Source organism: Nocardia amikacinitolerans (assembly GCF_900215415.1).
GTDB classification, from domain to species: Bacteria; Actinomycetota; Actinomycetes; order Mycobacteriales; family Mycobacteriaceae; genus Nocardia; species Nocardia amikacinitolerans.
Window position 1 is genome coordinate 213,315 of record NZ_OBEG01000005.1, and the last position, 18,772, is coordinate 232,086.

General features: G+C 66.4%; 21 protein-coding genes. 14 read left to right on the plus strand and 7 right to left on the minus strand.

Annotated elements, in window-relative coordinates; translation table 11 throughout:
• Positions 1 to 73: 73 nt before the first annotated feature.
• Together CRP45_RS22890 and CRP45_RS22895 are read left to right on the plus strand one after the other, a co-directional pair.
• Positions 74 to 1,129 carry a DUF6545 domain-containing protein gene (locus tag CRP45_RS22890; protein WP_097246878.1) on the plus strand — a complete coding sequence of 352 codons (1,056 nt, stop codon included), beginning with the start codon at positions 74 to 76 and terminating at the stop codon, positions 1,127 to 1,129.
• A gap of 58 nt (positions 1,130 to 1,187) precedes the next feature.
• Positions 1,188 to 2,258 carry an MAB_1171c family putative transporter gene (locus tag CRP45_RS22895; protein WP_097246879.1) on the plus strand — a complete coding sequence of 357 codons (1,071 nt, stop codon included), beginning with the start codon at positions 1,188 to 1,190 and terminating at the stop codon, positions 2,256 to 2,258.
• Here the strand turns inward: CRP45_RS22895 and CRP45_RS22900 are convergent.
• Together CRP45_RS22900 and CRP45_RS22905 are read right to left on the minus strand one after the other, a co-directional pair.
• Positions 2,227 to 3,609: a SagB family peptide dehydrogenase gene (locus tag CRP45_RS22900; RefSeq protein WP_097246881.1), complete on the minus strand. Its 1,383-nt coding sequence runs from the start codon at positions 3,607 to 3,609 to the stop codon at positions 2,227 to 2,229. The genes CRP45_RS22895 and CRP45_RS22900 overlap by 32 nt on opposite strands.
• 32 nt (positions 3,610 to 3,641) lie before the next feature.
• The gene (locus CRP45_RS22905; RefSeq protein WP_097246882.1) at positions 3,642 to 4,622 is read right to left on the minus strand and encodes an ABC transporter substrate-binding protein; all 981 of its coding nucleotides are present in this window, start codon (positions 4,620 to 4,622) and stop codon (positions 3,642 to 3,644) included.
• A 113-nt stretch (positions 4,623 to 4,735) separates the two neighbouring features.
• Here CRP45_RS22905 and CRP45_RS33970 point away from each other — a divergent pair, with 113 nt between their 5' ends.
• The gene (locus CRP45_RS33970) at positions 4,736 to 4,888 is read left to right on the plus strand and encodes a hypothetical protein (protein ID WP_179830975.1); all 153 of its coding nucleotides are present in this window, start codon (positions 4,736 to 4,738) and stop codon (positions 4,886 to 4,888) included.
• A 47-nt stretch (positions 4,889 to 4,935) separates the two neighbouring features.
• On the plus strand, positions 4,936 to 6,024 hold the full coding sequence (locus CRP45_RS22910) for a DUF6545 domain-containing protein (RefSeq protein WP_143861524.1): 1,089 nt from the start codon (positions 4,936 to 4,938) through the stop codon (positions 6,022 to 6,024).
• Here the strand turns inward: CRP45_RS22910 and CRP45_RS22915 are convergent.
• Both CRP45_RS22915 and CRP45_RS22920 read right to left on the minus strand, forming a co-directional pair.
• Positions 6,014 to 6,394, minus strand: a complete 381-nt coding sequence (locus tag CRP45_RS22915) for a cupin domain-containing protein (RefSeq protein WP_097246885.1) — start codon at positions 6,392 to 6,394, stop codon at positions 6,014 to 6,016. The two genes, CRP45_RS22910 and CRP45_RS22915, sit on opposite strands and share 11 nt — an antisense overlap.
• A 48-nt stretch (positions 6,395 to 6,442) precedes the next feature.
• On the minus strand, positions 6,443 to 7,903 hold the full coding sequence (locus CRP45_RS22920; RefSeq protein ID WP_097246887.1) for an MFS transporter: 1,461 nt from the start codon (positions 7,901 to 7,903) through the stop codon (positions 6,443 to 6,445).
• A 138-nt stretch (positions 7,904 to 8,041) separates the two neighbouring features.
• Between CRP45_RS22920 and CRP45_RS22925 the strand changes: the two genes are divergently transcribed.
• A complete protein-coding gene (locus CRP45_RS22925; protein ID WP_097247187.1) occupies positions 8,042 to 9,037 on the plus strand; it encodes a TetR/AcrR family transcriptional regulator in 996 nt (331 codons plus the stop codon).
• A gap of 49 nt (positions 9,038 to 9,086) precedes the next feature.
• On the opposite strand, the gene CRP45_RS22930 is transcribed toward CRP45_RS22925, so the two are convergent.
• Positions 9,087 to 11,132, minus strand: a complete 2,046-nt coding sequence (locus tag CRP45_RS22930; protein WP_245910352.1) for a M13 family metallopeptidase — start codon at positions 11,130 to 11,132, stop codon at positions 9,087 to 9,089.
• A 330-nt stretch (positions 11,133 to 11,462) separates the two neighbouring features.
• Here CRP45_RS22930 and rplN point away from each other — a divergent pair, with 330 nt between their 5' ends.
• The 4 genes from rplN to CRP45_RS22950 are packed head-to-tail and all read left to right on the plus strand — an operon-like array spanning position 11,463 to position 12,901.
• Positions 11,463 to 11,831 (plus strand): 50S ribosomal protein L14, encoded by a 369-nt coding sequence (rplN, locus tag CRP45_RS22935; RefSeq protein WP_014981702.1) that lies wholly within the window; start codon positions 11,463 to 11,465, stop codon positions 11,829 to 11,831.
• Position 11,832: 1 nt separating this feature from the next.
• Positions 11,833 to 12,147, plus strand: a complete 315-nt coding sequence (gene rplX / locus CRP45_RS22940; RefSeq protein ID WP_097246888.1) for a 50S ribosomal protein L24 — start codon at positions 11,833 to 11,835, stop codon at positions 12,145 to 12,147.
• A 1-nt stretch (position 12,148) separates the two neighbouring features.
• On the plus strand, positions 12,149 to 12,712 hold the full coding sequence (rplE, locus tag CRP45_RS22945; RefSeq protein ID WP_067785237.1) for a 50S ribosomal protein L5: 564 nt from the start codon (positions 12,149 to 12,151) through the stop codon (positions 12,710 to 12,712).
• Positions 12,713 to 12,715: 3 nt separating this feature from the next.
• Complete coding sequence (locus CRP45_RS22950; RefSeq protein WP_014981705.1) at positions 12,716 to 12,901, plus strand: type Z 30S ribosomal protein S14; 186 nt, start codon at positions 12,716 to 12,718, stop codon at positions 12,899 to 12,901.
• A gap of 93 nt (positions 12,902 to 12,994) precedes the next feature.
• On the opposite strand, the gene CRP45_RS22955 is transcribed toward CRP45_RS22950, so the two are convergent.
• Positions 12,995 to 13,648: a Uma2 family endonuclease gene (locus CRP45_RS22955; protein ID WP_245910354.1), complete on the minus strand. Its 654-nt coding sequence runs from the start codon at positions 13,646 to 13,648 to the stop codon at positions 12,995 to 12,997.
• A gap of 27 nt (positions 13,649 to 13,675) precedes the next feature.
• Positions 13,676 to 13,798: a hypothetical protein gene (locus CRP45_RS34980; protein WP_281256210.1), complete on the minus strand. Its 123-nt coding sequence runs from the start codon at positions 13,796 to 13,798 to the stop codon at positions 13,676 to 13,678.
• A gap of 227 nt (positions 13,799 to 14,025) precedes the next feature.
• On the opposite strand from CRP45_RS34980, the gene CRP45_RS22960 reads away from it, so the two are divergent.
• The 5 genes from CRP45_RS22960 (at position 14,026) to rpsH (ending at position 18,771) form a co-directional block, all read left to right on the plus strand.
• On the plus strand, positions 14,026 to 15,201 hold the full coding sequence (locus CRP45_RS22960) for a DUF262 domain-containing protein (protein ID WP_097246889.1): 1,176 nt from the start codon (positions 14,026 to 14,028) through the stop codon (positions 15,199 to 15,201).
• Complete coding sequence (locus tag CRP45_RS22965; RefSeq protein WP_097246891.1) at positions 15,198 to 16,280, plus strand: DUF3696 domain-containing protein; 1,083 nt, start codon at positions 15,198 to 15,200, stop codon at positions 16,278 to 16,280. Before CRP45_RS22960 ends, CRP45_RS22965 begins: the two co-directional genes overlap by 4 nt.
• Positions 16,281 to 16,305: 25 nt before the next feature.
• Positions 16,306 to 17,214 (plus strand): hypothetical protein, encoded by a 909-nt coding sequence (locus CRP45_RS22970; protein ID WP_097246892.1) that lies wholly within the window; start codon positions 16,306 to 16,308, stop codon positions 17,212 to 17,214.
• A gap of 722 nt (positions 17,215 to 17,936) precedes the next feature.
• Positions 17,937 to 18,101 carry a hypothetical protein gene (locus CRP45_RS33975; RefSeq protein ID WP_179830976.1) on the plus strand — a complete coding sequence of 55 codons (165 nt, stop codon included), beginning with the start codon at positions 17,937 to 17,939 and terminating at the stop codon, positions 18,099 to 18,101.
• A 271-nt stretch (positions 18,102 to 18,372) separates the two neighbouring features.
• A complete protein-coding gene (rpsH, locus tag CRP45_RS22975) occupies positions 18,373 to 18,771 on the plus strand; it encodes a 30S ribosomal protein S8 (protein WP_067785212.1) in 399 nt (132 codons plus the stop codon).
• Position 18,772 lies beyond the last annotated feature (1 nt).

Consider the following 18,772-nt stretch of genomic DNA (forward strand, 5'->3'; position numbering starts at 1 on the left):
TCTTCGATCGGCCGACCGTGCGCCCGCGATCGCCGGTTGGCGCGCCTCGGACCGGGCTGTACGGTCGGTGGCGATGACCTCGACCTCCACCTCGATCCTCGTTCCGATCCTCGTGGTCACGACCGTGATCATCGGCGCACGGTGGGTTCTGCTCCGCGACAGCATGATCGATCGGCTGCTCAACCGCGCGTTGACCTGGAGCGTCGGCGGAGTCTTCGCGTACGGCGGTGCGGTATGGCTGGGGTTCGCCGACTTCGCGCCGCTGATGTTCATCACCAGCGGGTTGCTCGCGATGGCCAACGTCTACGCGCTGGCCCGGCTGCTCGACAGCGGCGACACCGAGAACGCGCCGCGTCGGCTGCGGACTTACCACGTGGTCGCCGTGGCGGTATCCAGCGCCGCGTTCGTCGCGGTGTCGCCGATCGGCAGCGCGCTGTCCATCGATCGGATCGTCGATTGGTCCGCGGTGCTCTGGGTTGGATCCGACGTCATGATCGCGATATCCGTGGTGTTGATCGCCAAGGCGTGCCTGCGCGAGCTGCGCGGATTCGTCGGCACCGTGCGGGAAAGACTGACTTACACCAGTCTGCTGCTGCTCGCCTGTACCTCCGGTGTACTGACCGTCGTCGCGGTGATCGACATCGTCGCGGGCAGGCCGCCCGCCGAGCCGCGTGCGGGAGGCGGTGTCGGGGCTTTCGTCTGTCTGCTCCTCTACGCCGTACTCCTGGCCGTGCCGCTGGTCATCGTGGTCCTCGAACGACTGGGGTTGGACAGGGCCGGTCGCGACTGCCGCCGGTTGCGTCCGATGTGGCTCGACCTCACGACCGCGGTGCCGGGCGTGGTCCTGGATCGCGAACTCCCGCAGGCGGATTCGATCGCGCGGCGTTACCGCATGATGGTCGAGATCTCGGACGCGCTGCTGCACCTCAGAAAGCTGGACCGCGAGTCGCCGCCGAACGCCACCGACGAGCACGGGGCGCCCGCCCGAAACACCGCCGCGATGACGCGGGCGTTCTCCGATACCGGTATGGGCGAAGGGCAGCGTGCCGGGGAACTCCGGATGCTGCTCGAGCTGGCCCGCGAATGGCCTGTCCTCCGCGCGGATATCGTCCGGTCGTCCGCACGGTGAACGGGCGTCGGCTCGACAGGGGCGTCCCGCCGATGCCCCGTACCACGGGGCTCCCGGCGTGAGCGGTGCGGCGCCGATGTGGCTGATGGTGCCGGTGTTCCTGATACAGGCAACGGTCACCATCGGCCGCTGGCTGCTGGTGAACGACACGCGCGCGGACGAACTCATCAATCGGGCGTTGAGTTTCAGTGCGGTGTGCGTGTTCTCGGCGCTGGTCGACACCGATCTCGACGCCGACGGCTACCCGAGCAAGGTCTTCCTGGTCTGCGGCGCGTTGGCCTTGTCCAGTGTGTACGGCTTGGCCGAGCTGTTCGATGGCGCCGATCCGGCGGCGGTGCGCCGCAGGCAGTGGGCCTACGACGGGCTCGCGGTGAGCGGTGCGGTGCCGCTGTTGCTCGGCGACGGCCTGGCCGCGCCCGTGACGTGGTGGCGGACCTTGCTCTGGATCGCGATCTTCCAACTGCCGATGGCCGCGGCCGGGGTGCGCACCGTGCGGGCGTGTCTACGCGAAATGCCGCGCACCCGTTCGCGTCTGGAGCGGATCGCCTACTCGGCGCTGCTGGTGACCGCCGCCTACTGGTGCGCCGCAGCACTTTTCGCCGCCGCGACGTCGGTGCTCGATGGTGTCGCCTACCCGACCAGGTGGACCGTGACCTCGTGTCTTGTCTATCTGTTCGTCGCCATGCTCACGGCCATTCCGCTGGTCCGGGCCTTCGGTGCGCGCAGCGGACTGGACCGCACCGGGCGGGAACTACGCACCTTGCACCCGCTCTGGCGGGACCTCACGACCGCCGTCCCGGAAGTCGTGCTGCGCCCTGCGGCCGGACAGAGCGCCGAACCGGACTCACGGCTCTATCGCATGGTCGTCGAGACCAGGGACGCGCTCCAACATCTGCGGATGTACATGCCGGGCAGCGATTCCAGTGAGCTCGGCATCGCGGCCTACGCGCGCCGGATCGCGCAAGCCGTCGACGCCAAGGCGGCCGGGGCCGTGCCGTCCGTGGAACGGGCGGCGCGGGAGAATCCCTACGCGGGCCAGGATTTGGCCGCCGAACTCGGCCACCTGCTCGAACTGGCCAGGGCCTGGCCCGGCGTGGTCAGCGAGCCCGCGCGGGCGAACCGACGATGATGCTGCCGACGTTGCATTCCTCCAGCTCGTTCACGCCCGCGGCGGACACGAACGCGGCGGTGTCGCTGAAGCCCTGTGCGCACGCGCCGAGTCCCATCGCGGTGGCCGCGAGATACACCGTCTGCATGAGCACGCCGACGTGCTTGAGGATGCTGGCGTAGGCGACCTGCTCGTAGGTCCACATGACCCGCCCGGATCGCGCGGCCATCGCCAGCACCAGCTGCGGTTCGCCGCCGTCGACCAGCGTGGCCGAGGTGGAGCGGATCAGCTTCTGCACGGCGGGCGAGTCGGCGGGAGCCACGGGACGCAGCACGTGGTCGAACGAATCGTAGTGGTACATCCCGGGTTCCAGGCCCGCGACGTTGCGCACGATCGGGTACAGCTCCAGCTCGTACACGCTGCCGCCCGACGGGTACGGGCGCGAGGTGAGCTCCTCGCCCTCGGCGACCTGGCGGACCGAGCGGGTGCGTGCGGTGCGGTAGAGCAGTTCGGCCAGCTGGTCGATCGTCATCGGCGCTGTGTCGTCGAAATCGCGGCAGGAGACCCGGTCTTCGAGCACGTCGGTGAGGCTGGGGTCGGCGATGCGCAGCTTGTCCAGGTCGGGCTTCGCGAGCTGGACCGGCTCACCGGGGTAGTTCGGCTTGCGTGCGGGCGGCTGCGGGAAGGACGGCTTGCCCCACTTGGTCGGACCGAAGTGCTCCCAGGTGATGGTGCGCGGGCCGAGCGTGCTGCGGCGGTGGAACCACAGGTCCGGCGCGCTCCAGCTGCGGGTGGTGAACTCGCGCTCTTCGGCCATCGGATCGGCCACCAGGAAACCGCACCAGTGCAGGTCGTCGGCGAGCTGGGACTTGATCGCGACGGGCAGCGTGGAATCGGCCGCGCCGGGACCGTCCAGCAGGGCGAGCAGACGCGGGTCGTGGATGCGCAGATCGCACCAGGCCAGCGGATGCTCGAGCACGAAGCCTTCCGAATCGCGGTGCAGCACCGCGAATTTCGACAGGGTCGCCGACCACGGCAGCGCCGTCTTCGGCCGGGCGGGCGGGTTGGCGAACGGCCGGATCGTGTAGAGATCCCGGCCGCCGTCGCGCACCGTGACCGACAGCCAGCCGCCGTCGGTCAGCCGCTCGACCAGCTCGCCGACATCGGCGCCGCCGCCGTTACCCGCCATCTCACCGAGCGTTGACGGGCCCTGGTTCAGCGTCTTCAGCGCCTGCACCTGGGCCGCGCCGAGGTTGGTGAGCTTCTGGTTGTTGGGCGGGTTCAGTAGCACCGCGCCCGTCGGCACGGTGACGCAGGTGACGCCGTCGCGCAGGGCGAACCGGGTCTGGTCGGGATAGGTGACGGCGGACACCGGGTAACTCCTCTTACTTCTCGCGATTTCGCTTACTTCGCGGCGTTGGCCAGCGCGGGCGACAGCTTGTCCAGGATGAACGGGATGGACAGCACGGTCGGCTGGTTGACCGCGGTGATCTCCTGCGTGGTCAGGAAGACGACCGAGTCCTTTTTCACCGCGGGCAACTCCGCGTAACCGGGCAGCTGGCGCCACTTTTCGTCCATACCGGCCGAGTAGCCCGCGAGCAGCAGGTCGGCGGTCAGTTCGTTGATGCGCTCCGGCGACAGCGCGACGCGGCCCTGGTTGGCGGGCAGGTCGGCGAGGTTCTTCGGGATGCCGAGGCCGAGCTGGGCGAACACCTTGGCCGATCCGTCGTTCGGATCGTTGAGCACCATCAGCTGGGTCATGCTGGCCAGCCAGGTGCTGGCGAAGGTCTTGCCCTTCAGGCCCGGGTTGGCGGTGGTGATGCCCGCGATCTTGTCGTTGACGCCCGCGACCAGCTTGGTCGCCTCGTCCTGCTTGTGCAGCACCTTGCCGAGCGTGGTCACCAGATCCTGCCAGGGCGTGATGATTTCCTTGCTCAGGCCGGGCAAAGTCGGGGCGACCTTGGAGAACTCGTCGTAGTTCTTCTGATCGGCGATGAAGGAGTCGGCCAAGATCAAGTCCGGTTCCAGCGCCGCGACCTGTTCGGCCAGGTTGCCGGTGGTGTTCAGCGGCTTCGCGGACTCGGCCATCTTCGGCTGCCACGGCGGGGCTGCCTTGCCCAGCACGGCGACGTTGTCGATGTAGGCGGCGGGCGTCACGCCGAGCGCGAGGCTGGTGTCGAGCCACTGGTTGCCAAGCACCACGATCTTCTCCGGGACGCCGGTGATGGTGGTCTCGCCCCTGACGTGGCTGACGGTGATCGACTCGCCGTCGCCGCCCGCCGCGTCGCCCGACGATCCACACGCGGTGACGCCGAGGGCCATGGCGCCGGCCAACACGGCCACCGCCGCCCGCGCCCACCCGCGGGACGCCCGAACAGACCTCATCGTTGAACCCTCCTTCATCGAGGAACTCCCTCGACCGGCTCTACCGAGCCACCAGAATAAGTCAGCCAAGCCTAACCTATCCATATCTCACCTCCGCCCCAGGTTGGATAGCGATGTGCCGAAAGTACGAGATCGAAGAGGTGCGCGAATTCCGTCTGGACGCGCACGCGGGGGAGTACCGCCTGCACCGGCTGCACCGGGAAGGATTCCTCGAGTTGGAGCACGTCGTGGTCGGGGAGATCGGTTTCGCGGACCTGGTTCGATAGCAGACCGGCGGGGTTGTTGCTGGTCGGTGGCGGCGTAGGGTGCTGGCGTGAGTACTGTGCCGCTCGCGGTCGTGGGGGCGGTGACCGTCTTTCTCGCCGCGATTGTCGTGGGGCGATGGTTGTTGGTGAACGAGTTGCTGATCGACCGGTTGATCAACGCGACGTTGAGCTGGGACCTGGCGGCGATCGTGCTGTACGAGATCGCGAGCATGCTCGGCATGCGCGATCTGGGGGAGCGGTTGTTCCTCGGCATCGGCGCCATGACGCTGGCCTACGCGTACGGGTTCGCCAGGCTGCTCGACGGTATGGACGCCGAGACGCTGCGATCCAGGCAGCGCCAGTACAACAGGGTCGGCGTGGCGACGGGAGCGGTCATCCTGTTGGGTCCGGCGCTGGTCGACCTGCTCGGCTGGCCGATCGGCACACCCGCCGCCCAGAACAGGGTGATCTGGACGGCGGGAAGCTTCGTCGCGATCAGTTGCGGAGCGCTGATCGCCAGGGCGTGCGTACGGGAACTGCGCACGCCGGATCCGACGACGCGGGAGCGTTGGGCGTACTTCGCATTGCTTTTCTTCGGCCTGTACTGCTGCTTCGCCTCGGCCGTCGGGGCTCTCCGCATCATCGCGGGCATGCGAACCATCGAACCCGGGTTGCCGTGGGCTGTAGCAACTTTCGTAATGCTGGCTGTGGTGACCGCGCTGATCGCGATCCCGCTGCTCAGCGCGGTCCTGGTGCGCAGCGGGCTCGATCCCGACGGCCGCGCGTGCAGGCGGTTGCGTCCGCTGTGGCGCGATCTCACCGCGGCCGTCCCGGAAATCGTTTTGCTGCCCGATGATTCGCATCGCGACGAGCCGATGTCGCGGTTGTATCGGATGACGGTCGAGATCCAGGACGCGCTGATGCACCTGCGGCCGTACGAGCCGGAACCGTCGGCGGATCCGGGCATGGAGGACTACGCCAGGCGGATCGCGCACGCCGTCCGGGCGAAGGCTTCCGGCCTGCCGCCACGCCCGCGCGGCGGCATGCACACCGCTGCCGCGGAATTGATCAGGACCGACGACCGCTCCACGGGTCTGCGCGATCTGCTCCGGCTCGCGAAGGAGTGGCCGAAGCGGGGTGTCGGCGTCACGGGGTGACCCGCTCCTGACGGGTTCCGCCACGTAGGCCGATGGACATGATGCGCGAGGGTTCGTCGAGTTCGATACGGTGCCAACGGTTTCGAGGAACGACGAAGACGGCACCCGCGCGCAAGGGAACCACGGTTTCGGGATCGCCCGGATGCTCGGGGCGCAGGTAGAGGCGGAATCCACCGGAGAGGCAGCAGACGGCTTCCTCGCTGGACGGGTGCATCTCCCAATGGTCGGCGTGCACGTCGGCATCGGTTTCCACGTGGAAGGCGGCCAGTTGCCAGCCGCCGGAGTCGTCGGCCATCCGGCGGGGGCCGACGCCGACGTTGCCGTCGGGGCGGAACTGGAGGGCGCGGGAGAAGAGGTCGATCGGTGTCATGGTGTTTCCTTTCCTCGGTTCGTTGCGGAAAACTCTTCTGAGAGCGAGCTATTCGATGCCGCTTTTCACATGCGATGCGCGAGCGGCATCGGCCGGGGTGGCGCGCACCACCAAGCTGTTCGTGGCGCGGCCCGCGGGTAGCACGAAGGCGGCGACGACCGCCGCCGCGACGAACAGGAGTGCCGCGACGCTCAGGGCGAGCGCGTAGCCGTCGTTGAGGCCGACCGGGTCCACCCGCTCGCCGGTGTGGGTGGCGGCAAGAGTCGCCAGCGCGGCGACGCCGATGCTGCCGCCGAGCTGTCGCGCACTGTTGAACGCGCCGGAGGCCATCCCGGCCTCGGTCCCCGCGACCCCCATCGTGGCGGCGGCGGCCACCGGCGCGAGGCACAAGCCGAGCCCGAAGCCGCCGATCAGCGACGGGCCGAGCACGTCGGCGAGGAAACTGCCGTCCGGACTGATCAGCGCGAACCACCCGATGCCGACCGCCGCGGTCGCGCCACCCGCGATGAGCGCGCCGCGCGGGGAACGATTCCTCCCGAGCCTGGTCGCCGTGACGGTGCCCGCGATCACCGCCAGCGAGAACGGCACGAACGACGCGCCCGCCACGCCCGCGCTCATCCCGAGCACCTGCTGGAGGTACAGCGACATCAGGTAGAAGGACGCGAATTGCCCTGCCGCGGCGAGGAATACGAACAGATTCGCGCCGGTCACCCAGCGGTTGGCGAACAACCCGACGCGCAGCAGCGGGTCCGCGGCCCGTGCCTCCCAGCCGAGGAAAGCGGCGAGCGCCACCGCCGCTGCCACCAGCGTCACACCGGTGGTCGCCGAGAGCCAGCTGTGGCGCTCGGTGCCGATCACGCCGAGCACCAGCAGACCGACACCGCCGGTGGCCAGCACGGCACCGACCATGTCCAGGCGTTTCGCCGCACCACCTGCCGCGTCGGCCGCGACGCTCGCCAGCACCGCGCCCACCGCGACCGCCACGATCGGCACGTTGATCAACATCACCCAGCGCCAGCTCAGGTACTCGGTGAGCAGCCCGCCGACCAGCACACCCATCGCGCCGCCCGCCGCGTTCACCGCACCCCACACGCCGAGCGCCCGAACCCTGGCGGGCCCTTCGGCGAAGGTGGTGGTGAGTGTCGCGAGTGCGGCGGGTGCGACGGCCGCTGCCGCGACGCCCTGAATCGCCCGCGCCGCGACCAGTTCCCACGGTGCCTGCGCGAAACCGCCTGCCAGCGAGGCGATTCCGAAGACGACGAGCCCGCCGAGGAAGAGCCTGCGCCGCCCGAACACATCGGCGGACTTGCCGCCCAGCAGCAGGAAGCCGCCGAACGTCAGCGCGTAGACGTGCACCACCCACGCCAGATCGAGCGGCGCGAACCCGAGATCGGCCCGGATCGCGGGCAGGGCCACATTCACCACCGCCATGTCCAACGCGACCATGAACTGCGCGACAGCCACCGCCGTCAACACCACGCCCGGCCGCTGAGTCGAGTTTTTATACATGTATAAAAACTAACCGCACGGCACGTCGCTGTCCACACCTTCGTGATGTCGTGAGCGAACGGCGCACCGTGCCGACGCCTTCGTCGCCCCGGCGCACCCGAGCCCCGAGTTCTGCCACGGTCGGCGAAGATGGAACCCATGCCCCCTTCGCCTTCGCAGCGCGAACCGTCCGGTGAGCGCGCCGCAGCCCGACGCAAGCCGTCCGGTGAGCGTGCGCGGGCGACCGATAACGAGCCCTCGGGTGAGCGTGTGCGGGCGACCGGAAGCGAGTCGTCGGGTGAGCGTGTGCGGGCGACCGGAAGCGAGTCGTCGGGTGAGCGTGTGCGGGCGACCGGAAGCGAGTCGTCGGGTGAGCGTGCGCGGGCGACCGGAAGCGAGTCGTCGGGTGAGCGTGCGCGGGCGACCGGCAACGAGCCGTCGGGCAGGCGGAGGCAGGCGGGCGATATCGAACCGTCGGGCGAGCGTCCGCGCTCCGGCGAGCGTGCCCCCTCGGACCGCCGAACCGGCCGACCCCCACGCATCTCCCGTGCGGAAATCGTGGCCGCCGCGCACAAGGTGCTCGACGCGGAGGGCGTCGAGAAGCTGACGATGCGCAGGCTCGCGACCGAACTCGGCTGCACGCCGATGGCGCTCTACCACCACGTGCGCGACAAGGACGACCTGCTGCGCGTGCTGCTGAATGACTACGCCGACCAGGTCACCTGGCCCGACCTTCCGGACGATCCGAAACAGCGAATCCTGGTCGCCGCCACCGCGATGCACGACGTGCTAGCCGCGCGGCCGTGGATCGTCGAGGTGCTCACCGAGGGCGATCTGTTCGGTCTGTCCGCGCTGTGGGTCAGCGAGAACATCATCGACGCCGCCGTCGACGCGGGCCTGTCCCTCGACCGCGCGGCGCACGCCTACCGCGCCATCTGGCACTACACCGCGGGCGAAATCCTCATCCGCGGCAACGCCGTTCGGCGCGCCGACGTGGAGCGGCCCACCTTCCGCGACCAAGTCTTCGCCGACCTCGACCCCGAAACGCTGCCGCGTCTAGCCGAACTCGGCCCGCGGTGGGCCGACCTCAGCGCCGCCGACACCTACGCGGACGGTCTGCGCGCCCTCGTCGACGGCTTGATCGACCGAAGGTGACCGTCACCGCGCCAGGGCACGTGACGGTCACCTTCGGTCGGTTGTCCGTTTACAGGCTGACCCGCTGCTCCGGCGGCAGGAACAGCTCGTCGCCTTCCTTCACCTCGAACGTCGTGTAGAACTCGGCGATATTGCGCACCACCTGGTTGCAGCGGAACTCGTTGGGGGAGTGGGTGTCCTGCAGTCGGGAGATGGTGGACTCCTCGGTCTGCTTCTCCCGCCAGGTGCGCGCGTGCGAGAAGAACATCTCGCGGTAGTCGGGCTCGATGCCCTCGCGTTCGGCGGCGATCCGGTAGGCCGCCAGCGCGATCTGCAGGCCGCGCAGGTCGGCCAGGTTCTCGCCGACGGTCAGCTTGCCGTCCACCTTGTACTTGGGATCGAGACCCTCGGGCACCAGCCCGTCGAACTGCGCGATCACCTGATCGGTCTTCGCCTTGAACGCGGCCAGATCCTCGGGCGTCCACCAGTCGCGGCGGTTGCCGTCACCGTCGTACTTGGAACCCTGGTCGTCGAAACCGTGGCCGATCTCGTGGCCGATGGTGGCGCCGACCGCGCCGTAGTTGACCGCGGTGGTCGCGTCCTTGTCGAAGAACGGCGGCTGCAAATACGCTGCGGGGAAGGCGATCTCGTTGTTGGTGGGGGAGTAGTAGGCGTTCACCGTCTGCGGCGACATCGCCCATTCTTCCTTGTCGACCGGAGTGCCGAGCCGGTTGAACGCCCGCTTCACCTCGAAGGCGTTGACCGCGCGCAGCGACTCGATCAGCCTGCCCCTGGTGATCTTCAGCTCCGAGTAGTCGACCCACTTGTCCGGGTAGCCGATCTTGGTGTTGATCTTGGCCAGCTTGGCGAGGGAGGCCTCCCTGGTCGGCTGCGACATCCAGGACGAATTGGTGAAGTTGTCCCGGTACGCGGCCATCAGGTCGTCGATCATCTCCTGCGCGCGCTTCTTCGCCTCCGGCGGGAAGTGCTCGGCGACATACAACTTCCCGAGCTGTTCGCCGAGGTTGTCGTCGACAACGCCGACCGCCGACTTCCACAGCTCCGGCCGCTCCTCGAGCCCGCCGAGCACCTTGCCGACGAAGTCGAACCGCGCGTCGGCGATGGCCTTGGGCAGGAAGCGGGCGTATGCGTTGGTGACGTGCACGCGCAGGTACTCCCGCCACTGCGCGATGTCCACCTCGGCCCACAGCTGACCGGCCGCGGTGACGAACGACGGCTGTCCGACCACCATCTTGTCGAACAGCGACCTCGGCCGGTCGGTGTTGCCCGCCATCCACTGGTCCCAGTCGAATTGCGGTGCCAGAGCCGTCATCTCGGTCCAGCTCATCAGGTTGTAGGTGGCGTCGGTGTCGCGTACGCGCACGTTGTCCCAGTGCGCGGCGGCGATCCTCGTCTCCAGGTCGAGCACCCGCTGCGCCAGTCCCACCGGATCGGGGAAGCCCGCCCCAGCGGCCATCTTCTCCAGGTAGACCTTGTAGCCCGCGAGCTGGGTGGCGTACTCCGGCTTGCGGTAGTACTGCTCGCCGAGGATGAGGCCGGACTGGCTGATGGAGGGGATGTAGGCGTTGGAGTTCTTGCGGTCGATATTGATGCCGAGGCCGATCAGGCCGCCGATCGGCAGTTCGGCCATCACCTTGGCCAAGTCGGCCTTGGTGGTCGCGCCGTCGATCTTCGCGAACAGGTCAGCCAGCGGGCTCATGCCGAGCCGCTCGATCTCCTCCAGGTCGAGTCGCGCGTCGTACAGATCCCGGATCTGCTGAGCCTCGGAACCGGGCTCCGGGTTCTCGATGCCCTCGATGATGGCGCGCAGCTGTTCGTTGGTGCGGTCGATCGCCTCGCTGATCGCGCCGACCTCGGACTTGTCCGGCGGCAGCTGGTAGTCGCGCAACCACGCGCCGTTGACGTGCCGGTACAGGTCGTCCTGCGGACGGATCAGTTGGTCGGCGCCGCCCATGTCGACGCCGGTCAGCTGTACGGTGTTCGCGTTGCCGTCGTTCGAGCAGGACGCCAGCAGCGCCGTGGCGGGAGCGGCGACGCCGAGCGCGACCAGGAAGGCGCGACGGTCCAGCTGGACCCGACGACCGGTTGATGTCACGTGAATCCTCTCCCCGATGCGGTCCACGCCCGCACGTTGTGATCGATGGCGACGTTCGTTCGGCCGAGGCTACCGGCGCGGCGGGTCGCGGGCACGGATTCCTCGCCCCGCGCCCCCGATTTGGGAACGACCTGGGGATTCCCATACACTAGACCGGTTGCCTGCGGGAGCTGTGCCCGCATCCTGGCCGCGAACCCCCAGTGGTCGGCTCTCGAGTTCTTGCTCAGACCGTACGAAACCGCTGGTAGGCGCGCGTTCGGGTGGTAACACGACCATGCCCGTCGGGTCGGCAATCCGGCGTGCGTATACGTCCAGGTCAAGGAGGCTGAAGTGATTCAGCAGGAGTCGCGACTGCGCGTCGCCGACAACACGGGTGCGAAGGAAATCCTCTGCATCCGCGTTCTCGGTGGTTCGTCGCGTCGCTATGCCGGTATCGGCGACATCATCGTCGCCACCGTGAAGGACGCCATCCCCGGCGGCAACGTCAAGCGTGGTGACGTGGTGAAGGCCGTCGTCGTGCGCACCGTCAAGGAGCGTCGTCGTCCGGACGGTTCCTACATCAAGTTCGACGAGAACGCCGCCGTGCTCATCAAGGCGGACAACGATCCGCGCGGCACCCGTATCTTCGGCCCGGTCGGCCGCGAGCTGCGCGACAAGAAGTTCATGAAGATCGTCTCGCTGGCTCCGGAGGTGCTCTGACATGAAGGTGCACAAGGGCGACACCGTGCTCGTCGTCTCGGGTAAGGACAAGGGCGCCAAGGGCAAGGTCATCCAGGCCTACCCGGCGACCAACAAGGTCCTCGTCGAGGGCGTGAACCGGATCAAGAAGCACGTCGCGAACTCCGCCACCCAGCGCGGCGCCTCCTCGGGCGGCATCGTGACCCAGGAAGCCCCCATCCACGTGTCGAACGTGATGGTCGTCGACTCCGACGGCAAGCCGACCCGTGTCGGCTACCGGACCGACGAGAACGGCAAGCGGGTCCGGATCTCCCGTAAGAACGGGAAGGACATCTGACATGACCACCTCTGAGAAGACCCAGCCGCGCCTCAAGCAGCGCTACCGCGCCGAGATCAAGGACGCGCTGAACAGCGAGTTCAACTACGCCAACGTGATGCAGATCCCCGGCGTGGTGAAGGTCGTCGTGAACATGGGTGTCGGCGACGCCGCTCGCGACGCCAAGCTGATCAACGGCGCCGTCGAGGACCTGGCCCTGATCACCGGTCAGAAGCCGCAGATCCGCAAGGCGACCAAGTCCATCGCGCAGTTCAAGCTGCGTGAGGGCATGCCGATCGGCGCGAAGGTCACCCTGCGTGGCGACCGCATGTGGGAGTTCCTTGACCGCCTGGTCTCCATCGCGCTGCCCCGTATCCGCGACTTCCGCGGCCTGTCGCCGAAGCAGTTCGACGGCAACGGCAACTACACGTTCGGTCTGAGCGAGCAGTCGATGTTCCACGAGATCGACGTGGACAAGATCGACCGCCCGCGCGGTATGGACATCACCGTGGTCACCACGGCGACCAACAACGAAGAAGGCCGTGCCCTGCTGAAGCACCTCGGCTTCCCGTTCAAGGAGAACTGAGCCATGGCTAAGAAAGCACTGGTCAACAAGGCCAACGCCAAGCCGAAGTTCGCGGTGCGCGCCTACACCCGCTGCCAGCGCTGCGGCCGCCCGCACGCTGTCTACCGCAAGTTCGGCCTGTGCCGCGTGTGCCTGCGCGAAATGGCGCACCGCGGTGAGCTGCCGGGCGTGCACAAGAGCTCCTGGTGAGCTCGCGCTCCTCGTGAGCGCCTGACGAATACCCCACGAGGGCACGGACTCCGAGAGTCCGTGCCCTCGTGCGTTCGATCGCCCTGCGCTGATTCAGAATTCGAGTTCGGACCAGGGGATGTGGATAGGGAACGGGAACTCCGTCGTGATCGCGTCGGAATCCTTCGGGGTCCACGAGCCGGTCAGCAGGTAGTTGGCCGGGTGGAGCGGATGCACACCGGCGGGGAGTTCGCCGTGCGCGGTCTCGAGCGCATACGCGTGCACCACCGAGATCGCGCTCTTCTCACGCTCCAGGGTGACTTCCCAGTACCAAGGAATCCCGGCCCGCGCGTAGCGGGCCTTTTTGGCTTCCATATCGGTCTGCGTGTTCGACGGTGAGAGGACTTCTCCGGCCAACAGAACGTCGTGGGCACGGACATCCCGGTAGGGCTTCGGCAGACAACGGTGAACCAGGAAGTCAGGTGTCACGAAGTCGGATTTGCCTGTGCGGCAGAGGAATACGTCGGTCCGGGCGTAGACATGCCAGCAACGCCGCGGCCCGCCGGTCGCATCTTCGCGAGCGCAACGACGCAGTCCGCTCCACAGGAGATTCGTGAACTCCTGGTGCTCTGCGGGCTCGCGATGCGACCAGACGGCACGACCCTCCCATAGCTCGATCTGGTCGGCGATCTCCTCTGGAAGTTGTTCGAGCTCTTCCCATGTCATGTACTCGGGGAGATCGGGGCGGTTCATCCGCGCACTCGACATGCCATCATCGTACTGTCGAGCCTTAGTTCAGAACTCGAGCACGGCCGCCGGAATGCGTATCAGGGAGGGGAAGTCCGAGACGATGGCTTCGGAGTCTGTCGGCTGCCACTTGCCCGCGAGCAGATTGTTGGACGGATACAGCGGTCGCACCCCCGAGGGAAGCTGGCCGTGTGTGGGGATATGCCGCCTTGTCGACGACCACTGCGGTTGGATCCGCGGCGATGCAAGTCGGCGGAGCGGAGGACCGTGCCGCCGGTTTGGACGTGGTCATGGCGGTCATTTGTCCGTCCTATCGCTGTCAGGTGTCGGCGCGCTTGGTCCGACGACCCCGACCTGATTTTCCCGGAGTGGGGCAGGCTTCATCTAGGATTCGACATATGTCGGCAGTAGATGCGCCCGATGCTTCGTTCGAACCCGAGCACATCGTCGAGGAAGTTTTCGAGGGTGAGGCTACCGGCGTCGAGGTAGAACCTGATCAGCCCCCTCCGCACGAGGGCGAGATCAGACCCTGGGATCCGGAGAAGATACGGGTGACGACCCGTCAGTTCGCGCTGCGCAATGTTCTGGACATGATCGACGACGAGGACTTGGAGCTCGCACCGGACTTTCAGCGCAATCGGGTTTGGAAGCCCAGGCAGAAGTCCAGGTTGATCGAAAGCCTGCTGCTGCAGATTCCGCTACCCGCTTTCTACTTCGCCGAGGATGAGGCGGGGCTTCTGCGCGTCGTCGATGGCTTGCAACGTCTTTCGACGATCCACGACTTCGTTCGGAAGCTTTCCTTCGCCCTCGATGATCTGGAGTACCTCGACGAGGACGGGAAGAAGTTCGACAGTCTGACGCCGCCGCTGCGTCGTCGCCTGCTCAACACCCAGATCGTTGTCCATGTCATCGATCCGTCGACGCCCAATGACGTGAAGTACAACATCTTCAAGCGCATCAACACCGGTGGCGAACCACTGAACGCGATGGAGATCCGGCACTGCATGAGCCGCGATCGCAGCCGGAAACTGCTCAAATTGTGTGCATCGAACCCGTCCTTTCATGCGGCGACCGGCGGCGTGCTTCGCGACCACGTACGCATGAACGACCGCGAGGCGGTCCTCCGATTCATCGCGTTTCGTCGGCTGACCGACATCGGCGACTACGACCGCTACGGCAGCCTGGAGAATCTGCTCGACAGGACCGTTGAGCTGATCGACACGAAGGGCGAAGTTTCCGATGCTCAGGTCGGAGAATGGTTCGAAGAGTTCGTGCGCGCTATGGACAACGCCCGCCTTGTCTTCGGTCCGCACGCCTTCCGCAAGTGGCCACGCTCGAGCGACCGGCTCTCGCCGATCAACCGGGCATTGTTCGAAAGCTGGGCAGTGGTCCTTGCGGACTACGAGCCAGCGCAGCTCGAAAGTGTTCGAACCAAAATCGTCAAACGGGCGCGCTCGGCGATGACTGAAGACCAGGCTTACATCGCATCGATCAGCGCCTCGACCTCCGACCCGCAACGCGTCAGAACGCGTTTTGCTAAGCCGCGCAACATCATGAAGGATGTCGGTTTGTGATCGAAGCCCTTGAGATCGCCAACTTCAAACGATTTCAACAGCTCTCGTTGCGCCTCAACGTGCTTACGGTGCTGACGGGCCTCAACGGTGCGGGCAAGAGCACGGTAGTGCAGGCGCTGCATCTAGTGCACCAAGGCCAGCTGGACACCGATGGCTTCGTCGCTCTCAACGGCTACCCAGGCCTCGATCTCGGCCAGGCTGCGGATGTACTTTCCGCGGAAGCCACCTCGGACGCGATCGCGATCTCAGTGACATGTGCAGACGGTGGCACGGCGAACTGGGAGTTCTCGGGTGCGCAGAACCCGGAATCGTCCCGATTGTCGATCATCGACCGGCCCGGGCGCCCGGTCTATCCCTTCGGGGACCGTGCCGGGGCGTTCACCTATCTGGCTGCCGAGCGCATCGGACCCCGGATCGCGCTGCCTACCTCGCCGACCGAAGATGGCCGTGTGCTAGGTGAAGACGGCCGATTTGCCGCGCATGTCCTGGCGCTCGCTGACCGGGCGGAGGTGGATTCCCCCCGGCAGCATGTGGACTCGGCGTCTCCACTGCTGCGCCCGCAAGTCGAGGCCTGGATGAGCCGCCTTGTCGGCCCACTACAAATAGAGGCCCAGGTGGTACCGCGCACCGGGGTCGCGACCCTGAATGTTCGGGCTGGCTCGCAAGACGAGTGGATCTTGTTGACTAACACGGGCTTCGGAATCAGCTACAGCCTGCCGATCATCGTGGCCGGGCTCGTCGTCCCGACCGGTGGGATGTTGATCGTCGACAGCCCGGAGGCGCATCTGCACCCGGCGGCACAGTCGATGATGGGGCGGTTCTTCGCCCAAATCGCGGCCGCTGGAGTTCAGGTGGTGGTCGAGACACACAGCGACCACGTACTCAACGGAATGCGGCGAGCGGTGGCGGCCAACGAGTCGTTGGACCATTCGGACGCGGTGGTGCACTACTTCGGCGTGGATCCCGACCCCTACGAACTGACCATCGGGCCGACTGGATCGATGAGTGATTGGCCAGCAGGCTTTTTCGATCAAATGGACACAGACTTGGGGTTCATCAACCGGGCACGGCGGAGGTAACGGCATGCGGGGGTGGCGGTTCGTTGTGGACGAAGCAGGGTTCGCGTTCGAATCAGAGGAGCCTGCCGAACTGGAAGAGGCGTTTGCCGTCTTCCTGGAATTGCTCGACTATGCGCGGTCGACGCCAGGCACGGTGAAGCGGTCAGACGAACTGTTCGATATCGAATCGGGGTCTGGTCGCACGTTGGTCGATCATCTACTCGACTCACGCATCGACCGTGACATCCGTCAGGAACTGCATGGCCGTTTGGACAAGATCGCGCGGTATGAAGAAGATCCCGGTGAGTGGGAGTTCGCGATAGGTGCGAAGGTGCTTCCAATAGCGCCCAGCATCGGAATCTGCGTCATGATGGCGGCGAAGCAAGTTCTGATCGCTTGTCTGACAACGTCAACCGCAGGGCGGCGTGGCGCTGAGCGAGTTGTGTCGAGGACTGGCGGCCCGGGCGCGCAAGTGCATTTTCTCGCCGACGAGACCGACGCGCCACCGTTCTGGCGGTCCATTCTGGATTCGGATCCCGATTTGCTGGACAACCTGGCCGAGCATCAACACCTGCCCTTTCCCGACATCGTTTTTGCCGAGGAGATCTGGGATCAGCTGGGTAGGTTCAGCGGTCCTCCGCTGGTGGTGCGGCGGCAGGTCATCGCGAACTTGGCAGGCCTAAATGACCATGCGCCGCGGATCTGGTCGACAGAAAAGCAATCGGTGCAGCGAGTGAAGCTCATGCAGATCGAGGCCGATGTGATCTGTTCGCCGGAAAGTCCGAACACCCACAAGAATGCGAAAGCGATGCGCCAGCGCCTCGTCGATTTCGACGGCGAGCAGATCAGCTGCGAATGGCACGCGAAGCTTTCACCCACGTGTAATCGCATCCACTTCGCGGTGCGTGAGGGTCAGCTGTTCGTCGGTATCTTCGACGAACACCTCCCTGTGTAGTTCGTGCGGCGGTTGTAACGTACGACGGTCGGCGTGGCCGCCCTCATATACAGGGAAACGTCCAGATCCAATGGATGAGGTAGATCGGGTGCTCCGGCCGTTCCTCGTTGAAGTCGACGATTCGGGTTCCACCCAGGACCTCAGATCGCTCGGTTCCGGTGAGCGACACGGTCGGAGCAGCGCCGATCGGCGGGTGCGGACTCTATCCATCCGCCCGGCTGACTGGTGCGCTGCACGGTCGATGCCGGAAGGAACCGTGGGAAGTAGTCGTCCGACAGGACGATCGCTACCTCGGGACTGAAACAAGTACGGCGTGTTCACCAGGCAGGCGACTCGGCTGTCCGCGGGGCAACGCGGCGAGCGCTCGACGGCGTCGGCGGCGGCGAACAGGGCGGCGAGGCATGCCCGGCGAATCGTGTCCGTGGCGTAGGGGCCTCGATCAGGCTATTGAGAACTGGAGTTCTGAAATTCCCAATACGGCTGTCGAGGAGGGCGCCGTGGTGCAAATCTGCTCGATGATGTGCTTCGGCCGGTGTCCGAGTTGACGCAGATGGCGCGCAGAGTTGCAGAAACTTTCCTTCGGTCACAAGTCGGGACGTCGCATCAGGAAGCATTACCCCGTTCGGACGAAGGCGGGCAAACTGCGGGAAGGAACCGATGGGTACCGATCTGTCGTACTTCCTTCCAGTGGCCGCTCGCGCAGGCGCTCCGGGAGGAGGGGCATGAGGACGTGCGCGAATGACGTGCTGTTCATCCTGCGCTACTGCGGTGTCCGCGTACCGGCCGACGTCGCCGCGCGGATTGCCGCGTGCCGCGACCGGCACACCCCGGACACTTGGATGCGGCGGCCCTGGAGGATCACGGCCATCGGGCAGCTGCTCGGCTGACCTGTAACCCCGGCGCACGAAGGGCGGTACGGCTACTGCTGTGACCCGACCCTCCGACCCCGATTTTGTCCTGGTCAGCCCATTGCCTACACTAGAGCGGTTGCCTGGGCACCTCCATGTCCGCATGTGTACCGATCCGGGCGATACGTACCCCGCCGGTCGGCAGTTGCCGACCGGACCAGCCGAATTGTTGTAGGCCCACCATCGGCGCGCTCCCGGGCGCGCGGGTGCTGTATGGGAACCGCAGCGAGAAAGGTGTCGAGGTCGAACTATGACCATGACTGATCCGATCGCAGACTTCCTGACCCGTCTGCGCAACGCCAACTCGGCGTACCACGATCAGGTGAAGGCTCCGCACTCGAAGCTCAAGGCGAACATCGCCGAGATCCTCAAGCGCGAGGGCTACATCGCCGACTACCGGACCGAGGACGCGCAGGTGGGCAAGACGCTCATCGTCGACCTCAAGTACGGCCCGAGCCGTGAGCGCAGCCTCGCAGGCGTGCGCCGCGTCTCCAAGCCCGGTCTGCGTGTGTACGCGAAATCCACCAACCTGCCCAAGGTCCTGGGCGGCCTCGGCGTGGCCATCATCTCCACGTCGCAGGGTCTGCTGACCGACAAGCAGGCGGCACAGAGCGGCGTGGGCGGCGAAGTCCTCGCTTACGTCTGGTAAG

What these genes read in the sequence shown, in the direction of transcription:
- rplE (WP_067785237.1), top strand. Translation starts at nt 12,149, where the DNA reads ATGACCACCTCTGAGAAGACCCAGCCGCGCCTCAAGCAGCGCTACCGC.
- CRP45_RS22905 (WP_097246882.1), bottom strand. Translation starts at nt 4,622, where the DNA reads ATGAGGTCTGTTCGGGCGTCCCGCGGGTGGGCGCGGGCGGCGGTGGCC.
- CRP45_RS22960 (WP_097246889.1), top strand. Translation starts at nt 14,026, where the DNA reads ATGTCGGCAGTAGATGCGCCCGATGCTTCGTTCGAACCCGAGCACATC.
- CRP45_RS22955 (WP_245910354.1), bottom strand. Translation starts at nt 13,648, where the DNA reads ATGTCGAGTGCGCGGATGAACCGCCCCGATCTCCCCGAGTACATGACA.
- CRP45_RS22950 (WP_014981705.1), top strand. Translation starts at nt 12,716, where the DNA reads ATGGCTAAGAAAGCACTGGTCAACAAGGCCAACGCCAAGCCGAAGTTC.
- CRP45_RS22890 (WP_097246878.1), top strand. Translation starts at nt 74, where the DNA reads ATGACCTCGACCTCCACCTCGATCCTCGTTCCGATCCTCGTGGTCACG.
- rplX (WP_097246888.1), top strand. Translation starts at nt 11,833, where the DNA reads ATGAAGGTGCACAAGGGCGACACCGTGCTCGTCGTCTCGGGTAAGGAC.
- CRP45_RS33975 (WP_179830976.1), top strand. Translation starts at nt 17,937, where the DNA reads ATGAGGACGTGCGCGAATGACGTGCTGTTCATCCTGCGCTACTGCGGT.
- CRP45_RS22915 (WP_097246885.1), bottom strand. Translation starts at nt 6,394, where the DNA reads ATGACACCGATCGACCTCTTCTCCCGCGCCCTCCAGTTCCGCCCCGAC.
- rpsH (WP_067785212.1), top strand. Translation starts at nt 18,373, where the DNA reads ATGACCATGACTGATCCGATCGCAGACTTCCTGACCCGTCTGCGCAAC.
- CRP45_RS22925 (WP_097247187.1), top strand. Translation starts at nt 8,042, where the DNA reads ATGCCCCCTTCGCCTTCGCAGCGCGAACCGTCCGGTGAGCGCGCCGCA.
- CRP45_RS22920 (WP_097246887.1), bottom strand. Translation starts at nt 7,903, where the DNA reads ATGTATAAAAACTCGACTCAGCGGCCGGGCGTGGTGTTGACGGCGGTG.
- CRP45_RS33970 (WP_179830975.1), top strand. Translation starts at nt 4,736, where the DNA reads ATGTGCCGAAAGTACGAGATCGAAGAGGTGCGCGAATTCCGTCTGGAC.